General features: G+C 53.4%; 16 protein-coding genes. 13 read left to right on the top strand and 3 right to left on the bottom strand.

Features of this window, described 5'->3' with window-relative positions; all coding sequences use genetic code 11:
- The first annotated feature begins 2 nt into the window (after positions 1-2).
- The 7 genes from gpt to moaE all read left to right on the top strand — a co-directional run bounded on the left by gpt (position 3) and on the right by moaE (position 5,091).
- Entirely contained in the window at positions 3-491 is a 489-nt protein-coding gene (gpt, locus tag ACT3RQ_RS07890; protein ID WP_087107385.1) for a xanthine phosphoribosyltransferase, read from the top strand.
- Positions 484-1,167: a uracil-DNA glycosylase gene (gene ung, locus ACT3RQ_RS07885; RefSeq protein ID WP_193054653.1), complete on the top strand. Its 684-nt coding sequence runs from the start codon at positions 484-486 to the stop codon at positions 1,165-1,167. Before gpt ends, ung begins: the two co-directional genes overlap by 8 nt.
- A 98-nt stretch (positions 1,168-1,265) precedes the next feature.
- Positions 1,266-1,895: a uracil phosphoribosyltransferase gene (gene upp, locus ACT3RQ_RS07880; protein ID WP_087107382.1), complete on the top strand. Its 630-nt coding sequence runs from the start codon at positions 1,266-1,268 to the stop codon at positions 1,893-1,895.
- An 87-nt stretch (positions 1,896-1,982) separates the two neighbouring features.
- Positions 1,983-3,215, top strand: coding sequence for a uracil-xanthine permease family protein (locus ACT3RQ_RS07875; protein ID WP_444621890.1), 1,233 nt, complete (start codon positions 1,983-1,985; stop codon positions 3,213-3,215).
- A 50-nt stretch (positions 3,216-3,265) separates the two neighbouring features.
- The gene (gene mobB, locus ACT3RQ_RS07870) at positions 3,266-3,826 is read left to right on the top strand and encodes a molybdopterin-guanine dinucleotide biosynthesis protein B (protein WP_172118438.1); all 561 of its coding nucleotides are present in this window, start codon (positions 3,266-3,268) and stop codon (positions 3,824-3,826) included.
- Positions 3,827-3,831: 5 nt separating this feature from the next.
- The gene (gene moaC, locus ACT3RQ_RS07865) at positions 3,832-4,632 is read left to right on the top strand and encodes a cyclic pyranopterin monophosphate synthase MoaC (RefSeq protein WP_172118439.1); all 801 of its coding nucleotides are present in this window, start codon (positions 3,832-3,834) and stop codon (positions 4,630-4,632) included.
- Positions 4,633-4,635: 3 nt separating this feature from the next.
- Positions 4,636-5,091, top strand: a complete 456-nt coding sequence (gene moaE / locus ACT3RQ_RS07860) for a molybdopterin synthase catalytic subunit MoaE (RefSeq protein ID WP_172118440.1) — start codon at positions 4,636-4,638, stop codon at positions 5,089-5,091.
- A gap of 66 nt (positions 5,092-5,157) precedes the next feature.
- Here moaE and ACT3RQ_RS07855 read toward each other — a convergent pair whose 3' ends face one another.
- Positions 5,158-6,735, bottom strand: coding sequence for a ribonuclease J (locus ACT3RQ_RS07855; protein ID WP_444680342.1), 1,578 nt, complete (start codon positions 6,733-6,735; stop codon positions 5,158-5,160).
- Between the two features lie 320 nt (positions 6,736-7,055).
- On the opposite strand from ACT3RQ_RS07855, the gene purU reads away from it, so the two are divergent.
- Entirely contained in the window at positions 7,056-7,910 is an 855-nt protein-coding gene (purU, locus tag ACT3RQ_RS07850) for a formyltetrahydrofolate deformylase (protein ID WP_444680274.1), read from the top strand.
- Positions 7,911-8,017: 107 nt separating this feature from the next.
- Here purU and lexA read toward each other — a convergent pair whose 3' ends face one another.
- Positions 8,018-8,695 carry a transcriptional repressor LexA gene (gene lexA / locus ACT3RQ_RS07845; RefSeq protein ID WP_444680273.1) on the bottom strand — a complete coding sequence of 226 codons (678 nt, stop codon included), beginning with the start codon at positions 8,693-8,695 and terminating at the stop codon, positions 8,018-8,020.
- A gap of 266 nt (positions 8,696-8,961) precedes the next feature.
- On the opposite strand from lexA, the gene ACT3RQ_RS07840 reads away from it, so the two are divergent.
- The 4 genes from ACT3RQ_RS07840 (at position 8,962) to ACT3RQ_RS07825 (ending at position 11,868) form a co-directional block, all read left to right on the top strand.
- Positions 8,962-9,639 carry a TetR/AcrR family transcriptional regulator gene (locus ACT3RQ_RS07840; RefSeq protein ID WP_444680272.1) on the top strand — a complete coding sequence of 226 codons (678 nt, stop codon included), beginning with the start codon at positions 8,962-8,964 and terminating at the stop codon, positions 9,637-9,639.
- Entirely contained in the window at positions 9,617-10,144 is a 528-nt protein-coding gene (locus ACT3RQ_RS07835) for a L,D-transpeptidase family protein (protein WP_444640400.1), read from the top strand. Before ACT3RQ_RS07840 ends, ACT3RQ_RS07835 begins: the two co-directional genes overlap by 23 nt.
- A gap of 77 nt (positions 10,145-10,221) precedes the next feature.
- Positions 10,222-11,247, top strand: a complete 1,026-nt coding sequence (gene nagZ / locus ACT3RQ_RS07830) for a beta-N-acetylhexosaminidase (protein ID WP_444680271.1) — start codon at positions 10,222-10,224, stop codon at positions 11,245-11,247.
- A 42-nt stretch (positions 11,248-11,289) separates the two neighbouring features.
- Positions 11,290-11,868, top strand: coding sequence for a hypoxanthine-guanine phosphoribosyltransferase (locus tag ACT3RQ_RS07825; protein WP_087107361.1), 579 nt, complete (start codon positions 11,290-11,292; stop codon positions 11,866-11,868).
- 27 nt (positions 11,869-11,895) lie between these two features.
- Here the strand turns inward: ACT3RQ_RS07825 and ppsR are convergent, their stop codons facing one another.
- Entirely contained in the window at positions 11,896-12,729 is an 834-nt protein-coding gene (gene ppsR / locus ACT3RQ_RS07820) for a posphoenolpyruvate synthetase regulatory kinase/phosphorylase PpsR (RefSeq protein WP_444621895.1), read from the bottom strand.
- Between the two features lie 230 nt (positions 12,730-12,959).
- Here ppsR and ppsA point away from each other — a divergent pair, with 230 nt between their 5' ends.
- A complete protein-coding gene (gene ppsA, locus ACT3RQ_RS07815; RefSeq protein ID WP_444621896.1) occupies positions 12,960-15,335 on the top strand; it encodes a phosphoenolpyruvate synthase in 2,376 nt (791 codons plus the stop codon).
- Positions 15,336-15,451: the final 116 nt, after the last annotated feature.

Here is a 15,451-nt window from a genome sequence, read left to right as displayed (position 1 = left end):
TCATGAGCAGCGAACGCTATCACCAACACTTCATTATTTCCTGGGACCAGCTGCACCGAGATGTGCGTCAGCTTTGCCACCAAATGATGGAGCGGGACTTCAAGGGTATTGTGGCGATTACCCGTGGCGGGTTAATCCCAGCGGCACTTATTGCACGTGAGCTTAACGTGCGCCTGATTGATACGATCTGTATTAAAAGCTATGACCATATGGATCAGGGCGGTCTGAATATCATGAAGGGCGTTGACCATGATGGCGAAGGTTGGCTGTTGGTCGATGATCTGGTGGATACCGGTAAAACCGCGCGTGCGGTACGTGAAATGATGCCTAAAGCGCATTTTGTCACTATCTATGCCAAGCCAGAAGGGCGCCCTTTGGTTGACCAATATCTCACTGAAGTGGCTCAGCAGTGCTGGATTCAATTCCCTTGGGATATGGGAGTTGCCTATGTTGAGCCTCTCGTTGATCAAGTTAAAAGGACTTATGACTAATCCATTAACGAACGACTGGGGCCGGTGGCTCGGTGATGAATTTCAAGCCGACTATATGAAGGCGTTGAAACAGTTCTTGGCTCAGGAAAAAGCGGCTAAAAAGGTTATTTACCCTCACTCTTCTGATTGGTTTCGTGCGTTTGAACTGACGCCATTGGAAGAGGTGAAAGTCGTTATTCTAGGTCAGGACCCGTACCACGGCCCCCGTCAAGCGCATGGGTTAAGCTTTTCTGTTCAGCCGGGGGTGAAAATCCCCCCGTCGCTTGCCAATATTTATAAAGAACTGGCAAACGATGTGGGCGTTAAACCGGTGCCGCATGGCAGCCTGGTTAGCTGGGCCAAACAAGGCGTTTTGCTGTTAAACACGGCGTTAACCGTTGAGCAAGGCAATGCCGCGTCGCATCGCGGCAAAGGTTGGGAGCCGTTTACCGATCGAGCAATCGAAACGGTAAGTCAGCATGCTCCGCCGTGCGTGTTTTTGTTATGGGGTAGTCATGCGCGCCAGAAAAAAGCGCTGATTGATCAGCGGCGCCATTTAGTGCTGGAGTCGCCCCATCCTTCGCCGCTGTCTGCCCATCGGGGCTTTTTTGGCAATCACCAGTTTTCTCAAGCGAACCAGTTCCTGGTGGGGCAAGGACGTTCGCCCGTTGAATGGCAACTGCCCGAAAGCGCTTAACCTGATGGACAGATGCAGGTAGAATGCGCGCAATTTTGTATGCCTGAAGATGCGGCCTGAGTCGTTATCCTGATATCACACTGCAGTGAGGAAGCCCCATGAGTGTCTACGCCATTAACCATCCGCTTGTTCAACATAAGCTGGGACTGATGCGCGAAGTTGATTTGAGCACCAAGAGCTTTCGTGAACTGGCAGGTGAAGTGGCCAAGCTCTTGACTTACGAGGCCACGAAAGGCCTAGAGCTTGAGGATCACGAAATTCAAGGTTGGAACGGCGAGCCTATCGCCACGCGCCGACTTAAAGGTAAAAAAGTAACGGTTGTGCCCATTCTGCGGGCTGGTTTAGGCATGTTGGAAGGCGTTACGGATTTGATTCCCAGTGCGCGCGTCAGCGTTGTCGGCCTTTATCGCGATGAAGAAACGCTGCAGCCTGTGCCGTATTTTGCGAAATTCGCTAACGATATTGAAGAGCGTATGGCGCTGGTGATTGACCCGATGTTGGCAACCGGTGGTTCCATGATCGCCACACTGGACATGCTGCGTGAGCGGGGCTGTGAGCATATGAAGATCATTGTTCTTGTCGCTGCTCCCGAAGGCATCAAGCGTGTGCAGGATGCTTACCCAGACGTGGAAATTTATACGGCCTCGGTAGACGATCGACTCGATGAGAATAGTTATATCGTGCCGGGATTGGGAGATGCCGGCGATAAGATATTTGGAACGCGTTAAGCGTTTTTCCTAACGGTGCCCCTTACGCTTCGCGTTGGGGGCATTTTTTTGCCTTTTCGATATAAATTGATTCCTGGGAGTTGAGTGATGAGTAATGCTGGCAGCCGGTCCGAGTCTTGGCCGAAGGTACTGCTGACCGGAGCACAAATGCTGTTTGTCGCATTTGGCGCGTTGGTACTGGTTCCACTGTTAACGGGCCTGGATCCAAGTGTTGCACTTTTTACTGCCGGTGCGGGAACGTTAATATTTCATGCGGTTACCAAGCAGTCGGTGCCGGTATTTTTGGCGTCCTCGTTTGCGTTTATCGCGCCTATCCAAGGGTCTATTGCCAGTTTCGGTGTTTCCGCGACGCTTGGCGGTTTAATGGTAGCCGGTCTTGTGTATGTCGTTATTTCCCAGATCATACGCGTACGCGGTATCGGTTGGCTAAATCGTTTGTTGCCGGCGGTGGTGGTTGGCCCGGTCATCATGGTGATTGGCCTGGCGTTAGCGCCGGTGGCCGTTAGCATGGCAACCGGGGAAACCAGCGACAATATCAGCTATGGTCAAGCGATCTTTTTATCCATGGCCAGCCTGCTGGTGACGCTGGTATTAGCGGTATTTGGGCGTGGCCTGCTGCGTTTGATCCCCATTATGGGGGGGATTGTTACCGGTTACGCACTCTCCCTGGTGATGGGGGTTGTCGATTTTACACCGGTACATGAAGCGGCCTGGCTTGGAATACCCAATTTTACGGCGCCTAGCTTTCATTGGGCGGCTATTTTATTCATGATTCCTGTGGCCATTGCGCCTGCGGTTGAGCATATCGGAGATATGGTAGCGATTGGTTCGGTAACGCGTAAAAATTATCTCGAAAAACCGGGCCTGCACCGTACATTGCTGGGCGATGGTTTGGCGACTATGGCGGCGGCACTGTTTGGCGGCCCACCCAACACGACGTATTCCGAAGTAACCGGTGCCGTAACACTGACGCGGGCGTTTAACCCTGTTTATATGATTGTCGCGGCGATTATCGCCATTCTGCTGGCCTTTATTTCCAAGCTGGGTGCACTGTTGCAAACGATTCCAGGTCCGGTAATGGGCGGCATTATGACGCTGCTGTTTGGCTCGATTGCTGTCGTCGGAATGAATACGCTAGTACGTGCGGGTCAGTCGCTAACCGCGCCACGCAATCTGGTGGTGGTGTCGTTGATTTTAGTGTTTGGTATTGGCGGCATGCAATTTGGGGGAGGTCAATTTACCCTGCAGGGCGTAAGCTTGGCGGCTCTCGTAGGTATCGTACTGAATTGGCTATTGCCTCGTGAGCGCGAAGGGGAGTAACAGCTCCCTCGTCCTTATCAGGATTCATTACCAGGGAAGGAGACATGTATATGGTAAGTAATGTAGCCACTGCATTTCCCGTACTCGGCGTTGTCGCTTGGAGTGGAACGGGAAAAACGACGCTACTAACGCAGTTGCTGCCACGGTTGCGCCAGGCAGGGCTAAAGGTAGCTGTCATAAAGCATGCCCATCACAGTTTTGAAGTGGATAAACCCGGTAAAGATAGCTATGAGCTGCGTAGCGCCGGGGCGGCACCGATGCTGGTCGCCTCACGGGAACGCTTTGCGCTAATGCAGGAAACGCCGGGTCAGGATGAGCCAGACCTTGCAGCGTTGCTGGCGATGATGGCTTACCATGAGCCAGACCTTGTTATCGTCGAAGGATTCAAAGCATGGCCCATTCCCAAGCTCGTACTGTATCGTAAGGGAATTGGAGAGCCGTCTATTCTTCATGATGCGACGATTCAGGCGGTGGCACTTGATGATCAACCACCGGTTGAGCTTGACCCCCGGATTACCCCGCTAAACCTTAATGATATCGATGCAATTACTCACTGGGTGCGTACGTGGGCTAGTACTCAACCCAATGGCACATTTTTAAAACATAGGTGATAAACATGCAGCTAACCCACCTCAATACGCGTGGTGAAGCTAATATGGTCGATGTGGGTGATAAGCACGAAACACGTCGTGAGGCCGTCGCCTCGGGGCGGATTTTAATGCAGCCAGAAACGCTGAAGCTGCTAAGTGATGGCGAGTTACCCAAGGGCGATGTCATTGCAACGGCCCGTATTGCCGGTATTCAGGCCGCGAAGCGTACCCATGAATTAATCCCCTTATGTCATTCGTTGGCGCTTTCCAAAGTCTCCATTGAATTTGATATCGACCCTGCGCAGGGCTGTGTCCACGTGACGGCACTGTGTCGATTAAATGGGCGTACGGGTGTTGAGATGGAGGCGCTTACCGCGGTGTCGGTCGCGTGTTTAACGCTCTACGATATGTGTAAAGCCGTCGATAAGGATATGTGTATCGACGCTGTTCAGCTTGAAAGCAAACGCGGTGGCGTACGTGGCGATTATCAGCGCAGTGCTCGCCCGCAAGCCCCTATTGTGACGGGGGAGGGGACGGCAGGCGAAGTGACATTAGGCGAACGCTGCGCCTCGCCCTGTGTTCGGGTGAAGTTTTTAGCCGAGCTGCGTGAACGTGTCGGTGTGAGTGATACGGTGCTTGATCTGGACCAGGTGCCGAGCCGTGATATTGCGGGTTTGAAGGCTGCGCTGAGCCAGCGTGATACACGATTTAGCGTGCTCACCGACCAACGGACGCTGTGTGCGATTAATCAGGTGATGGCCAACGATAGCGCACGGATTACTGACGAGGATGAAGTCGCCTTTTTTCCACCCGTGACAGGGGGCTAAACGATGAATATCCAGGTCCGAGTCCAGTCAGCGCCTTTTTCATTAGGCGATGGCTATGCGTCAACGCTCGCCCAGCGAACCGATATTGGGGCGGTTGTCAGTTTTACAGGGTTGGTTCGGGACTTTAACGAGTCGCCTGATGTCACCGGGCTTACCCTGGAACATTACCCCGGCATGACAGAGCGTACGCTGGAGCAGATAGGCGAACAGGCGTGGCAGCGTTGGGCGCTTCAAGCGGTTTATATTGTTCATCGGGTGGGCTACCTGGCGCCGGGGGATCCCATCGTTAGGGTGCTGGTGGCGAGCGCTCACCGGCGCGAAGCATTTGAAGCGTGTGACTTTATTATGGATTTTTTAAAAACCCAAGCGCCGTTCTGGAAAAAGGAGCATTCCACCAAGGGTGAGTATTGGGTGAAAGAGCGCGCTACCGATTGGCAAGATGCCGAGCGCTGGTCATAAGGCTATTGCAGTACCCGCCTGGCGAGTGCACAGCGTTCTACAGGATTCGGTTACGCCTCGTTGCGTTTATAGAGGCGCTTCCGCGGCCATTATTTGTAAGTGGACCTCGGGCATGTGCTGCATGTGGTCCGCCAACCAATGAATCAAGCGTGGCTGTAGCGCAAGGCGCAAATCAGCCAGCGTATCCGCTTTAATCTCCTCCAACTGATTGTCCAGCCATTCGCTAAAGCTATCTTCGTCGAGCGGGCTGGCGCTGCTGCTATCCAGCATCAAGCGACCGATGCGCCACCATCCGGTATCGCTGGCCGCGACAGGCAGGGCGAGAAATAAACTGCCTCGGCGCGTCGTGGTTTTGGTGGCCTCCAGGCCCGGATGCGGTACAACGCTATTTTGATTAACGATACAGGGCGGTTGAGGATGGCGGGCTTCGCAGCGCAGCCCCAAGTGGTCCATAACGATCATGTCGCCATTAACGGGTGCTAAAGGTGCGCTGATGCCCAAGGAGTCTGCAATAGCTTGGTGGGCCTGCTGGTGGCGCGCTTCGCCGTGCACGGGGATCAAATATTTGGGCCTGATCCACTGGTAGAATGTGATGAGTTCTTCTTGCGCAGGGTGGCCTGTGGCGTGCAGCTCTGGATGATTAACCTCATCAAAGATCGTGACCCCAAGTTGGACCAAGCGTTTTTTGAGCTGCTCAATGGGGCGCTCATTGCCGGGGATAGCTTTGGCAGAAAAAATGACGTTATCGCCAGGCTCAAGGTCAATAAACGGATGGCGCCCTTGGGCGAGTCGTTGCAGTGCTGCACGAGGCTCACCTTGGCTACCTGTGGCGATAATCACCACTTCATCGGGGGGCAAATAGCCCAAATCATGGGGGGGGACAAGCGCTGGGAAGTCATCCATGTAGCCAAGCCCGCGTGCAATGCTCACCATGCGCTCCATGGATCGCCCCATCAAACTGACCCGACGGCCGCATTGATGAGCCGCCCGGCCAATGGCCAGTACGCGTGCCAGGTTGCTTGCAAAACAGGAGACCACGACGCGGCCCTTGCATTCCTTCAGGCTTTTAGCCAGCGCTTTAGCCACATCGCCTTCACTGCTGGAGTGGCCAGGCAGAGGGGCATTGGTTGAATCACCTACTACTAAATCAATCGGGGCAAGCGCTCGAAAGTGCGCCGCGTTAATGGGCGTGCCAATCAGCGGCTCTGGGTCCAGCTTCCAATCCCCTGTGTGCATTATGCGGTAATCGCCCGTCACGATGACCAGCGCGCAGCTTTCAGGGATCGAATGGGTAACCGGCAAATAGCGCACCGAAAAGGGCGCCGTTTCCATTGCTTCGCCCGGCTCGATGATCTTAATCGCGGCGCTACTTAGCTGGTGTTCAGCGAATTTCGCGCGTAAGAGGCCTGCCGCAAGTGGGGTGGCATAGATAGGGCAGTTCCACTTGGGCCATAACCAGGCAACCGCGCCAATGTGATCTTCATGTCCATGCGTTATAAATAACGCTTGGGGCGTTATGTTCAGTGCCTCGGCGGTGCCCAGGTTAGGTACCTGAAGGGGCGAGTTAGGCAAATCCTGGCGAATCATCATGCCGCAGTCGACCGCGATCCAGTGATCGTCGTATCCATACAGCGTTAGATTCATGCCGATTTCACCACACCCACCCAGCGGCAGTAGGCGCAGAGGCGGGCGGCGGCGAGGACGAAGTTGAACGCGTGGTGGATGCATCGGTTATGAAAAGCCTAAAAAGTAATGCCTTAACTATACGGGAAGGCAGGGGCGGCTAACAATGACCCCCGACATTAGATAACGGTGCTTCGTTAATAGGGTTCCGGTACACTAGGCAGCCGTTATTTACGGCGTCGCTATTTAGCCGCTGTTTGCGGCGCCGTTGCACTATGCCAATAGACGATGCCAATAGTGGTTTGTCATTTGTATTTCGTAGGTCGTCAAGAGTACTTCACATGTCTCATTATTACCGTTTAGTCGTTTCCTGCCCCGATCAGGTGGGTATTGTTGCCCGTGTGTCTGGATTTATTGCTCAACAAGGCGGCTCTATCACCGAGGCCAGTCAGCATTCTGACTTGCAAACGGGCCGCTTTTTTATGCGTTATGAGATATTGGCCGATTCGCTTGGCATGTCCGTTGAAACATTACGCAGCGCCTTTGAGCCAATTGCTCAAGAGTTTTCCATGCAGTGGGCGCTAATGGATACTCAAAAGCGTCGGCGCGTCATCCTCATGGTCTCCCGTGAGTCTCACTGCCTGGTGGATTTACTTTACCGTTGGCAGGCAGGTGAGCTGGATTGTGATATCGCCGGTGTGATTTCTAATCACGAAGACATGCGCTCAATCGCTGAGTGGTACGGTATTCCTTATCACCATGTGCCGGTGGACGCGAATAATAAGGAAGAGTCGTTTACTCAGGTGCAGGAACTTATTGATAACGCGCGAGCGGACTGTATTGTATTGGCGCGCTATATGCAGATTCTGCCCCCGTCGTTGTGTGAGCGCTATGCTGGGCAGGTAATTAATATTCACCACAGCTTCTTGCCTTCATTTGCTGGCGCCAAGCCTTACCATCAGGCTTATGAGCGCGGCGTAAAGCTAATTGGCGCGACGTGCCACTACGTGACGGAGGAATTGGATGCCGGGCCGATTATTGAGCAGGATATTCATCGTGTGAGTCATTGCCATACGCCAACCGACCTGGTTCGCTTTGGGCGCGATGTAGAAAAAGCCGTATTGGCGCGAGGCCTGCGCTGGCATCTGGAGGACCGCGTTTTGATCCACGGCAATAAGACCGTTGTCTTTAGCTAAGCGTTTTAAAAACTGTTTAAGCTGAACCAGTAACAAAACAAGGGGGTGGTCATGAAAATGGCCACCCCCTTGATGCTTTTCAAATCCAATTCCACGCAAACGGCTTATTAGCCTAGCGCTTGGCCATTACCGCCACGGATGACGCCTACACCTACGCCTTCAATATCCAGGGATTGGGTTCGCAGGTCGATTTCAATCGGTGCAAAATCAGCGTTTTCCGCAATCAGCATGACCTGATACCCTTGGCGTTGAAAGCGTTTTACAGTGACTTCATCTTCCAGCCGCGCAACGACGATTTGCCCGTCACGTACACGATCAGTGCGGTGCACCGCCAGTAAATCGCCTTCCAGGATGCCCACATCCTTCATGGATAAACCGCGTACCCGCAGGAGGTAGTCGGCTTTAGGGGTGAAATATTCTGCGGGTAGCGGGCAGTAACGGTCGATATGCTCCGCTGCAAGGATCGGGCTGCCAGCGGCCACTTCACCGATGACTGGCAAGCCCATCGGCGGAAGATCATTGCTGTTGGCTGCAACGGTGGCGGGTAATTCGCTAACGTCCTGAGCTTCCTGGTTGGGGAGGCGAATCCCCCGCGACGTATTGCGAATAATCCGGATAACGCCTTTACGCTCAAGAGCACGTAAATGCTCTTCAGCGGCATTGGGGGATTTAAAGCCCAAGGCCTTGGCAATTTCGGCGCGGGTGGGAGGGTAGCCGAATTCACCCATGGTTTTTACTATAAAATCAAAAACATGTTGCTGACGTGCTGTGAGTGGCCGCGACATACCAAACTCCATAAACAATAAAAGACAGTCGGTATCTGTCTGCTTGATCAGTATGTGTTTAAGTATACAGTATGTTGCTCTATCCAGTACATGGTTAAAAAAGCAGCTTGTTAAAACACTGTCTGTGAGCGGTAAGACGTTTGAATTAACACTAATGTGCAGGGTAGCCAATTAAAAAAAATCGGTGAATAAGGGTGATTGAGCCTGATTAAGATATGACTTACTATTCTGGCATGTTTTAAACACTCGTTTCTCCGGAGGCCATAATGGCACAATCTGACACGGTGTCACGCATTCTGGATACCGCTGAGGTGCTGTTTGCAGAGCGTGGCTTTGCTGAAACGTCACTGCGTAACATTACCAGTAAAGCGCGAGTAAACCTGGCGGCTGTTAATTATCATTTTGGTTCCAAGAAAGCCCTTATCCAAGCCGTATTCTCGCGCTATCTAGACCCGTTTACTCAGCGTTTTCATGGTGCGCTCGATGAGCTTGAAGCCCAATACGCCGATCGTGCCATCCCCCTGGAAGAGCTGCTTGAAACAATGGCCACCACGGTGCTGGCAGTGCCTGCTGAACGGGATAGTTTGAAAGTCTTCATGCGCTTATTGGGATTAGCCTATAGCCAAGCGCAGGGGCATTTACGGCGCCATATTCAAGAGCAATATGGGGATGTGTTTACCCGCTTTACCGGGCTTGTGCGTAAGGCGACCCCTGATTTACCCGATGCCGAGCGTTTTTGGCGGCTGCACTTTATGTTGGGTACGGTCATTTTCACCTTGTCGGGGCTGGATGCGCTACGTGATATCGCCTCCAAGGATTATCAGGAGCAGGTGACTGTGCGTGATTTAGTGCGACGCTTGCGCCCTGTGGTCGTTGCCGCCATGAATGCTCCACTGCCGCAAGAGGTTGAAGGAGCGCAGCATGCGAACGCCCCTGTTAGCTGAGTTGCCACCTAAAAAAGACGGCTGGATCGAAATTGATACCGGCGCACAAATCCTGCGCTGGTGGCAGGGTCAAACACCAGACTTTGAGTGCGCTATCTCTACTGGAGGCGCTGGCGTTGGCCAGCAAGAAGGAAGTGGCCAAACGCCGCATGGCTGGCACTATGTTCGCGCGGCAATTGGCCATGAACAGCCGGTCAATGCGGTATTTAGAGGCAGGCGTTTTACCGGTGAAATTTTCTCAAGTGACTTGGCCGACGCTCATCCGACACGTGACTGGATTTTGACGCGTATTTTATGGCTGTGTGGGTTAGAGCGAGGATTTAACCGTGCAGGCACGGTTGACTCTCAGCGCCGCTATATTTATGTACACGGAACGCCGCCCGATCAACCGATGGGCAAACCTGCTTCACATGGCTGTGTTCGTATGCGCAACGAGGACCTGCTTTATATCTTTGAGCGCGCCGTGCCTGGAACGCCTGTTTGGCTACATGGCAGCCATCTGTAATGGCCTTACGCAGAGGCTTTTTTGACTCTGTGCGTTGATCGTCTAAAATCATCGGCCCTTTTGTTGGATCCCTGCTAATGACTCAACCTATTGGCCCGGTCATGCTCGACCTGGAAGGGCCTGAATTATCCAATGCTGAAAAGCGCTTGCTGCTTGAACCTGCTGTCGGTGGCGTGATTTTGTTTGCCCGTAATGTGGAAGACGCCTACCAGGTGCGCAAGCTGTGTAGCGATATAAGGCGCATACGGGGCGATCTTTTATTGGCGGTTGACCAAGAGGGTGGCCGCGTACAGCGTATCAAAAAAGGGCTTACCCGCTTACCGGCCATGGCCCGGATTGGTGAGCGTTATGCTCAAGACCCTGAAGAAGGCCGCTCTCTCGCCATGGACGCAGGTTGGTTGCTTGGCATGGAAATGGCCGCCTGTGGGCTGGATTTAAGCTTTGCACCAGTGCTTGATGTGGATAGCGGGATTTCTAGCGTCATCGGCGACCGTAGTTTCAGTGGTGACCCTGAGCACGTTGCTCAATTAGGCGCCGCTTTTGTTGAGGGCTTACATCAGGCGGGCATGGGCGCTGTGGGTAAACACTTCCCTGGTCACGGCGGCGTAGCCGCGGATTCCCATGTCGCACTGCCCATTGATGAGCGTTCAATGGAGGCAATTAAACAGCGCGACCTTGTCCCCTTTGAACATCTAGCCCCCCAGCTGGATGGCATCATGCCCGCGCATGTCATTTATCGAGCGTTTGATACACGCCCGGCGGGCTTTTCGCCCAGTTGGTTGGGGATGCTACGTGAATCGCTGGGCTTTAAAGGCTGTATTTTTTCAGATGATTTGAGTATGGCAGGTGCTCACGAAGCGGGCTCGCCACGCGAGCGTGCCGCTGCTGCGCTCGCCGCTGGCTGCGATATGTTGCTGGTGTGTAACGACCGTGCCGCTGCGCTTGAGGTCGTTGAAGCCAGCCAGGGCATTGCCAATAAGCGCCCTGCGAAACTCCGCTATGGCCGTGCACGACCTGATTTGGATGCGCTGACCGCGCTGGGGCGTTGGCGACGTACGCATGCCAGGCTAGAAGCGCTGGCGGACTGCCCTAATCCCACCTGATTTTTCTTTTCGCAACGTTGCTACATTTTTGGGAGTTACCCCATGTCCAAATTGGATAAAGAAGCGCTTGAGTCATTGGACTCAATGCGCCAGCTAATGGAAACAGCAGACTGCCTGATCTCTCAGGAAGAAGTCGAGCGGGCGCTGGATCGCATGGCGGAGGCCATTACTGAAGACCTGGGGGACAAACTGCCGGTTTTTTATTGTGTGATGAACGGTGGCTTGATTACGACCGGGCATCTGCTGACCCGATTGGGGTTTCCGCTGGAAGTGGACTATTTGCATGCCACGCGTTATCGCAACGAGCTGCGCGGTGGCGAGCTTTTCTGGCGTGTGTCGCCTGAAATTCCCATGGCCGGGCGCCACGTCGTCATCGTGGATGACATTTTGGATGAAGGATCGACGCTCGCCGCAATTCTTGCTTACTGTAAAGAAGCTCAGGCAGCCAGCGTTACGACTGCCGTTCTGGTGGATAAGCAACATAACCGCAAAGCGGTGCCGGGCTTGAAAGCTGATTACTGCAGCCTGGAGGTCGCGGACCGCTATGTGTTCGGTTTTGGTATGGACTACAAAGGCTACTGGCGTAACGCTCCGGGTATCTTCGCCCCCAAAGGCATGTAATTTTTAGCGTTGTTATTTAGTGCTGGTTTAGCGGGGGGAGAAGCGCCTCGCTAAGCCTGTCTCGGCAATCATCCGTGTCGAAATTTCTTCTACTGAAAAGCGCGTCGCATCAATAAACGGAATATGCATAATGCGGTAAAGCGCTTCGGCCTGTTCGACTTCCTGCAGACACTGATCCATTGAGCTATAGCGGCTGTTCGGCCGACGCTCATTGCGTATGGCGGATAGCCTGCGAGCATCAATAGTTAACCCAAACAACTTGCGCTGGTGCGGTGCTAACACCTTGGGCAGCTTGAGCGTGCCGTCTTCGTCAAGGTCGTCCTCGGTAAGCGGGTAGTTAGCCGCTCGAATGCCAAACTGAAGTGCTAAATAAAGCGATGTGGGTGTTTTGCCGCAGCGCGATACGCCCACTAAAATAATATCGGCTTTGTCGTATTGATGCGTACGGGCGCCATCGTCGTTATCGAGTGCGAAGTGTACCGAATGAATCCGGTCCATATAGACGTCGTCACTGCCAATCGAGTGAGTTCTTCCCACGCTGTAAGAAGAGTGGGTGCCTAATTCCTGCTCCAAGGGTTTCAAAAAGGTAGAAAAGATATCCACCTTGAAGCCCGGCGCTTGGCGAATTACATCGCGTATCTGCTGGTCAACGATGGTATCGATAATGATCGGTTGTTGCTCATCTCGAGCGGCAGTGGATTCAATAACCCGGGCAAGCGCTTCCGCTTTTTCAAGCGTATCGATATAAGGCTTGGTCAGCATGTTGATCTCAATATCGCTGAATTGAGCCAACAGGCTGCGACCCAGGCTCTCGGCCGTAATACCGGTACCATCGGAAATAAAGAAAGCTGTCCGCTTCATAATCACGCCCGTCAATTAAATAATAGATACGCTATTGTGTGCCGAGCGTTCGCTAAGCACAACGCCCCAGGCGACTACATAAACTGCCCGTATACACCTTATGTTGTAAAAATCCTCCACTCCCTTCGCTATTAGACCAATGGCGAATAGGGTGGCACGGTGATAGGGTGACACGATCAATGATTGGCGATCTAAAAGATTGCATCAACGTCTTAAAGCGAGGGGGTTGCGTGGAAGAGTACATTCTGTGGTTCGATCAGTTAGGTATGGCCGACGTCGAACGCGTGGGTGGTAAAAACGCCTCGCTGGGCGAGATGATTTCCAATCTGTCAGGTGCCGGGGTAACCGTACCGGGTGGATTTGCCACTACGGCTCACGCATATCGTGAATTTCTCTCTCATGAAGGGCTTAACGAGCGCATTAACAGCACGCTATCGCGCCTGGACGTTGATGATGTTAAAGCACTGGCGGAAGCGGGTACTAATATTCGCCAATGGGTTATTGATACGCCGCTGCCGCCCGCTTTTGAAAGTGCGCTGCGTCAGGCCTATGAGCAACTGCAGGAGCAGCACCCTCAGCTGAAAGTAGCGGTGCGCAGCTCGGCAACCGCGGAAGACCTGCCGGATGCCTCTTTTGCGGGTCAGCAGGAAACTTTCCTGAATATCGAAGGTTTCGATAACATCAAACGCGCTGTACACGAGGTGTTTGCCTCGCTGTTTAATGATCGCGCAATTTCTTACCGCGTTCACCGTGGCTACGCCCACGAAAACGTCGCGCTGTCAGCGGGTGTTCAAAAAATGGTGCGCTCTGAGACGGGCGCTTCTGGGGTCATGTTTACCCTGGATACCGAATCAGGCTACCGCGATGCTGTCTTTGTGACGGCCTCGTGGGGGCTGGGCGAAACGGTTGTGCAAGGTGCTGTCAACCCTGATGAGTTTTATGTTCATAAGGGCACGTTAGCCGCTGGCCGCCCGGCGGTTTTACGGCGTAACCTGGGTTCCAAGCTCATCAAGATGGTTTACGGCCAGGAAACCAGCGCCGGTAAATCCGTCGACACCGTTGATGTGCCGCTTAATCAGCGTAATCGTTTCTGTATTAGCGACCAGCAGGTGATGGATCTTGCCCATCAGGCAGTGACGATTGAGCAGCACTACGAGCGCCCCATGGATATTGAGTGGGCGCTTGATGGTGACGACGGTAAGCTCTATATCGTGCAGGCACGCCCTGAAACGGTGGTCTCGCAGCAGGAAGGCGGCAAGTTAGAGCGTTTCCAGCTGCGCGAGAAGGGCCGTACCCTGATTACCGGCCGGGCGATTGGTCAGCGCATTGGCCGTGGCACGGTCAAAGTGGTCATGAGTCCGGAAGATATGGATAAGGTTCTTGACGGTGACATTCTGGTGACCGACATGACGGATCCAGACTGGGAGCCCATTATGAAGCGGGCTTCAGCCATTGTTACCAACCGTGGTGGGCGTACCTGCCATGCGGCGATTATTGCTCGTGAGCTGGGCATTCCGGCGGTGGTTGGGTGTGGTGACGCTACACAGCAGCTCAGAGAAGGCACCGATGTCACCGTTTCCTGTGCCGAAGGTGACACCGGCCACGTTTACGATGGGCTGCTGGATTTTGACTGCAAGGTTTCAAGCGTCGATGCCATGCCTGAAATCCCGTTCAAGATTATGATGAACGTGGGTAACCCTGATCGCGCATTTGGGTTTGCCAGCCTGCCTAACGCAGGCGTAGGGCTTGCCCGGCTTGAGTTCATCATCAATCGTATGATTGGCGTTCACCCTAAGGCACTGCTGGATTACGCAACGCTGCCCGCTGATTTGCAGCAGGTGATTGACCTTCGTACCGCGGGCTATACCGACCCGGTAACTTTCTACGTGGACAAGCTGGTGGAAGGTATTTCCACGTTGGCGGCGGCCTTTTACCCTCAGCGGGTTATCGTGCGTTTGTCTGACTTCAAGTCCAACGAGTACGAAAACCTGATTGGCGGTAAGCTTTACGAGCCGGGCGAAGAGAATCCCATGTTGGGCTTCCGTGGGGCTTCGCGGTATATCTCGGACGCTTTCCGGCCCTGCTTCGAGCTTGAGTGTCGCGCCTTAAAATACGTACGCGACGAGATGGGGCTTGATAACGTCGAAATCATGGTGCCCTTTGTACGCACCACCGATGAAGCCAAGCAGGTGGTTGATCTGTTGGCAGAAAACGGCTTGAAGCGCGGCGATGCAAGCGGGCTGAAAGTGATCATGATGTGCGAGTTACCTGCTAATGCATTGTTGGCTGAAGAATTTCTTGAACACTTCGACGGCTTCTCAATCGGCTCTAACGATCTTACGCAGTTAACGCTGGGGCTGGACCGTGACTCAGGCATCGTGGCGCATCTGTTTGATGAGCGTAATGCGGCGGTGAAAAAGTTGTTGGCAATGGCTATTCAGGCTTGTAAAGCCCAAGGCAAATATGTGGGTATTTGTGGGCAAGGGCCCTCAGATCATCCTGAATTGGCTAAGTGGTTGATGGAACAGGGGATTGATTCAGTATCCCTCAACCCTGATGCAGTACTTGAGACGTGGTTTATGTTGGCAGGCGAGACAATCACCTAACGTCGACCTGTAAACCGCTATTTTGCGCCCGGCCATTGTGCCGGGCGCATGCGTTTTATAGGCTACTCTGTTGTGTGGTTACTTACTTGATATTTCCCAGGATGCGAGAGGGCAGT

This window comes from Halomonas sp. AOP43-D1-4, assembly GCF_052446175.1.
Classification (GTDB): Bacteria; Pseudomonadota; Gammaproteobacteria; order Pseudomonadales; family Halomonadaceae; genus Vreelandella; species Vreelandella citrativorans.
This window is presented reverse-complemented; position numbering and strand designations above follow the sequence as displayed.

Excerpts from the sequence above, each read along its gene's own strand:
- gpt (WP_087107385.1), top strand. The coding sequence starts at position 3 with ATGAGCAGCGAACGCTATCACCAACACTTCATTATTTCCTGGGACCAG.
- ung (WP_193054653.1), top strand. The coding sequence starts at position 484 with ATGACTAATCCATTAACGAACGACTGGGGCCGGTGGCTCGGTGATGAA.
- upp (WP_087107382.1), top strand. The coding sequence starts at position 1,266 with ATGAGTGTCTACGCCATTAACCATCCGCTTGTTCAACATAAGCTGGGA.
- ACT3RQ_RS07875 (WP_444621890.1), top strand. The coding sequence starts at position 1,983 with ATGAGTAATGCTGGCAGCCGGTCCGAGTCTTGGCCGAAGGTACTGCTG.
- mobB (WP_172118438.1), top strand. The coding sequence starts at position 3,266 with ATGGTAAGTAATGTAGCCACTGCATTTCCCGTACTCGGCGTTGTCGCT.
- moaC (WP_172118439.1), top strand. The coding sequence starts at position 3,832 with ATGCAGCTAACCCACCTCAATACGCGTGGTGAAGCTAATATGGTCGAT.
- moaE (WP_172118440.1), top strand. The coding sequence starts at position 4,636 with ATGAATATCCAGGTCCGAGTCCAGTCAGCGCCTTTTTCATTAGGCGAT.
- ACT3RQ_RS07855 (WP_444680342.1), bottom strand. The coding sequence starts at position 6,735 with ATGAATCTAACGCTGTATGGATACGACGATCACTGGATCGCGGTCGAC.
- purU (WP_444680274.1), top strand. The coding sequence starts at position 7,056 with ATGTCTCATTATTACCGTTTAGTCGTTTCCTGCCCCGATCAGGTGGGT.
- lexA (WP_444680273.1), bottom strand. The coding sequence starts at position 8,695 with ATGTCGCGGCCACTCACAGCACGTCAGCAACATGTTTTTGATTTTATA.
- ACT3RQ_RS07840 (WP_444680272.1), top strand. The coding sequence starts at position 8,962 with ATGGCACAATCTGACACGGTGTCACGCATTCTGGATACCGCTGAGGTG.
- ACT3RQ_RS07835 (WP_444640400.1), top strand. The coding sequence starts at position 9,617 with ATGCGAACGCCCCTGTTAGCTGAGTTGCCACCTAAAAAAGACGGCTGG.
- nagZ (WP_444680271.1), top strand. The coding sequence starts at position 10,222 with ATGACTCAACCTATTGGCCCGGTCATGCTCGACCTGGAAGGGCCTGAA.
- ACT3RQ_RS07825 (WP_087107361.1), top strand. The coding sequence starts at position 11,290 with ATGTCCAAATTGGATAAAGAAGCGCTTGAGTCATTGGACTCAATGCGC.
- ppsR (WP_444621895.1), bottom strand. The coding sequence starts at position 12,729 with ATGAAGCGGACAGCTTTCTTTATTTCCGATGGTACCGGTATTACGGCC.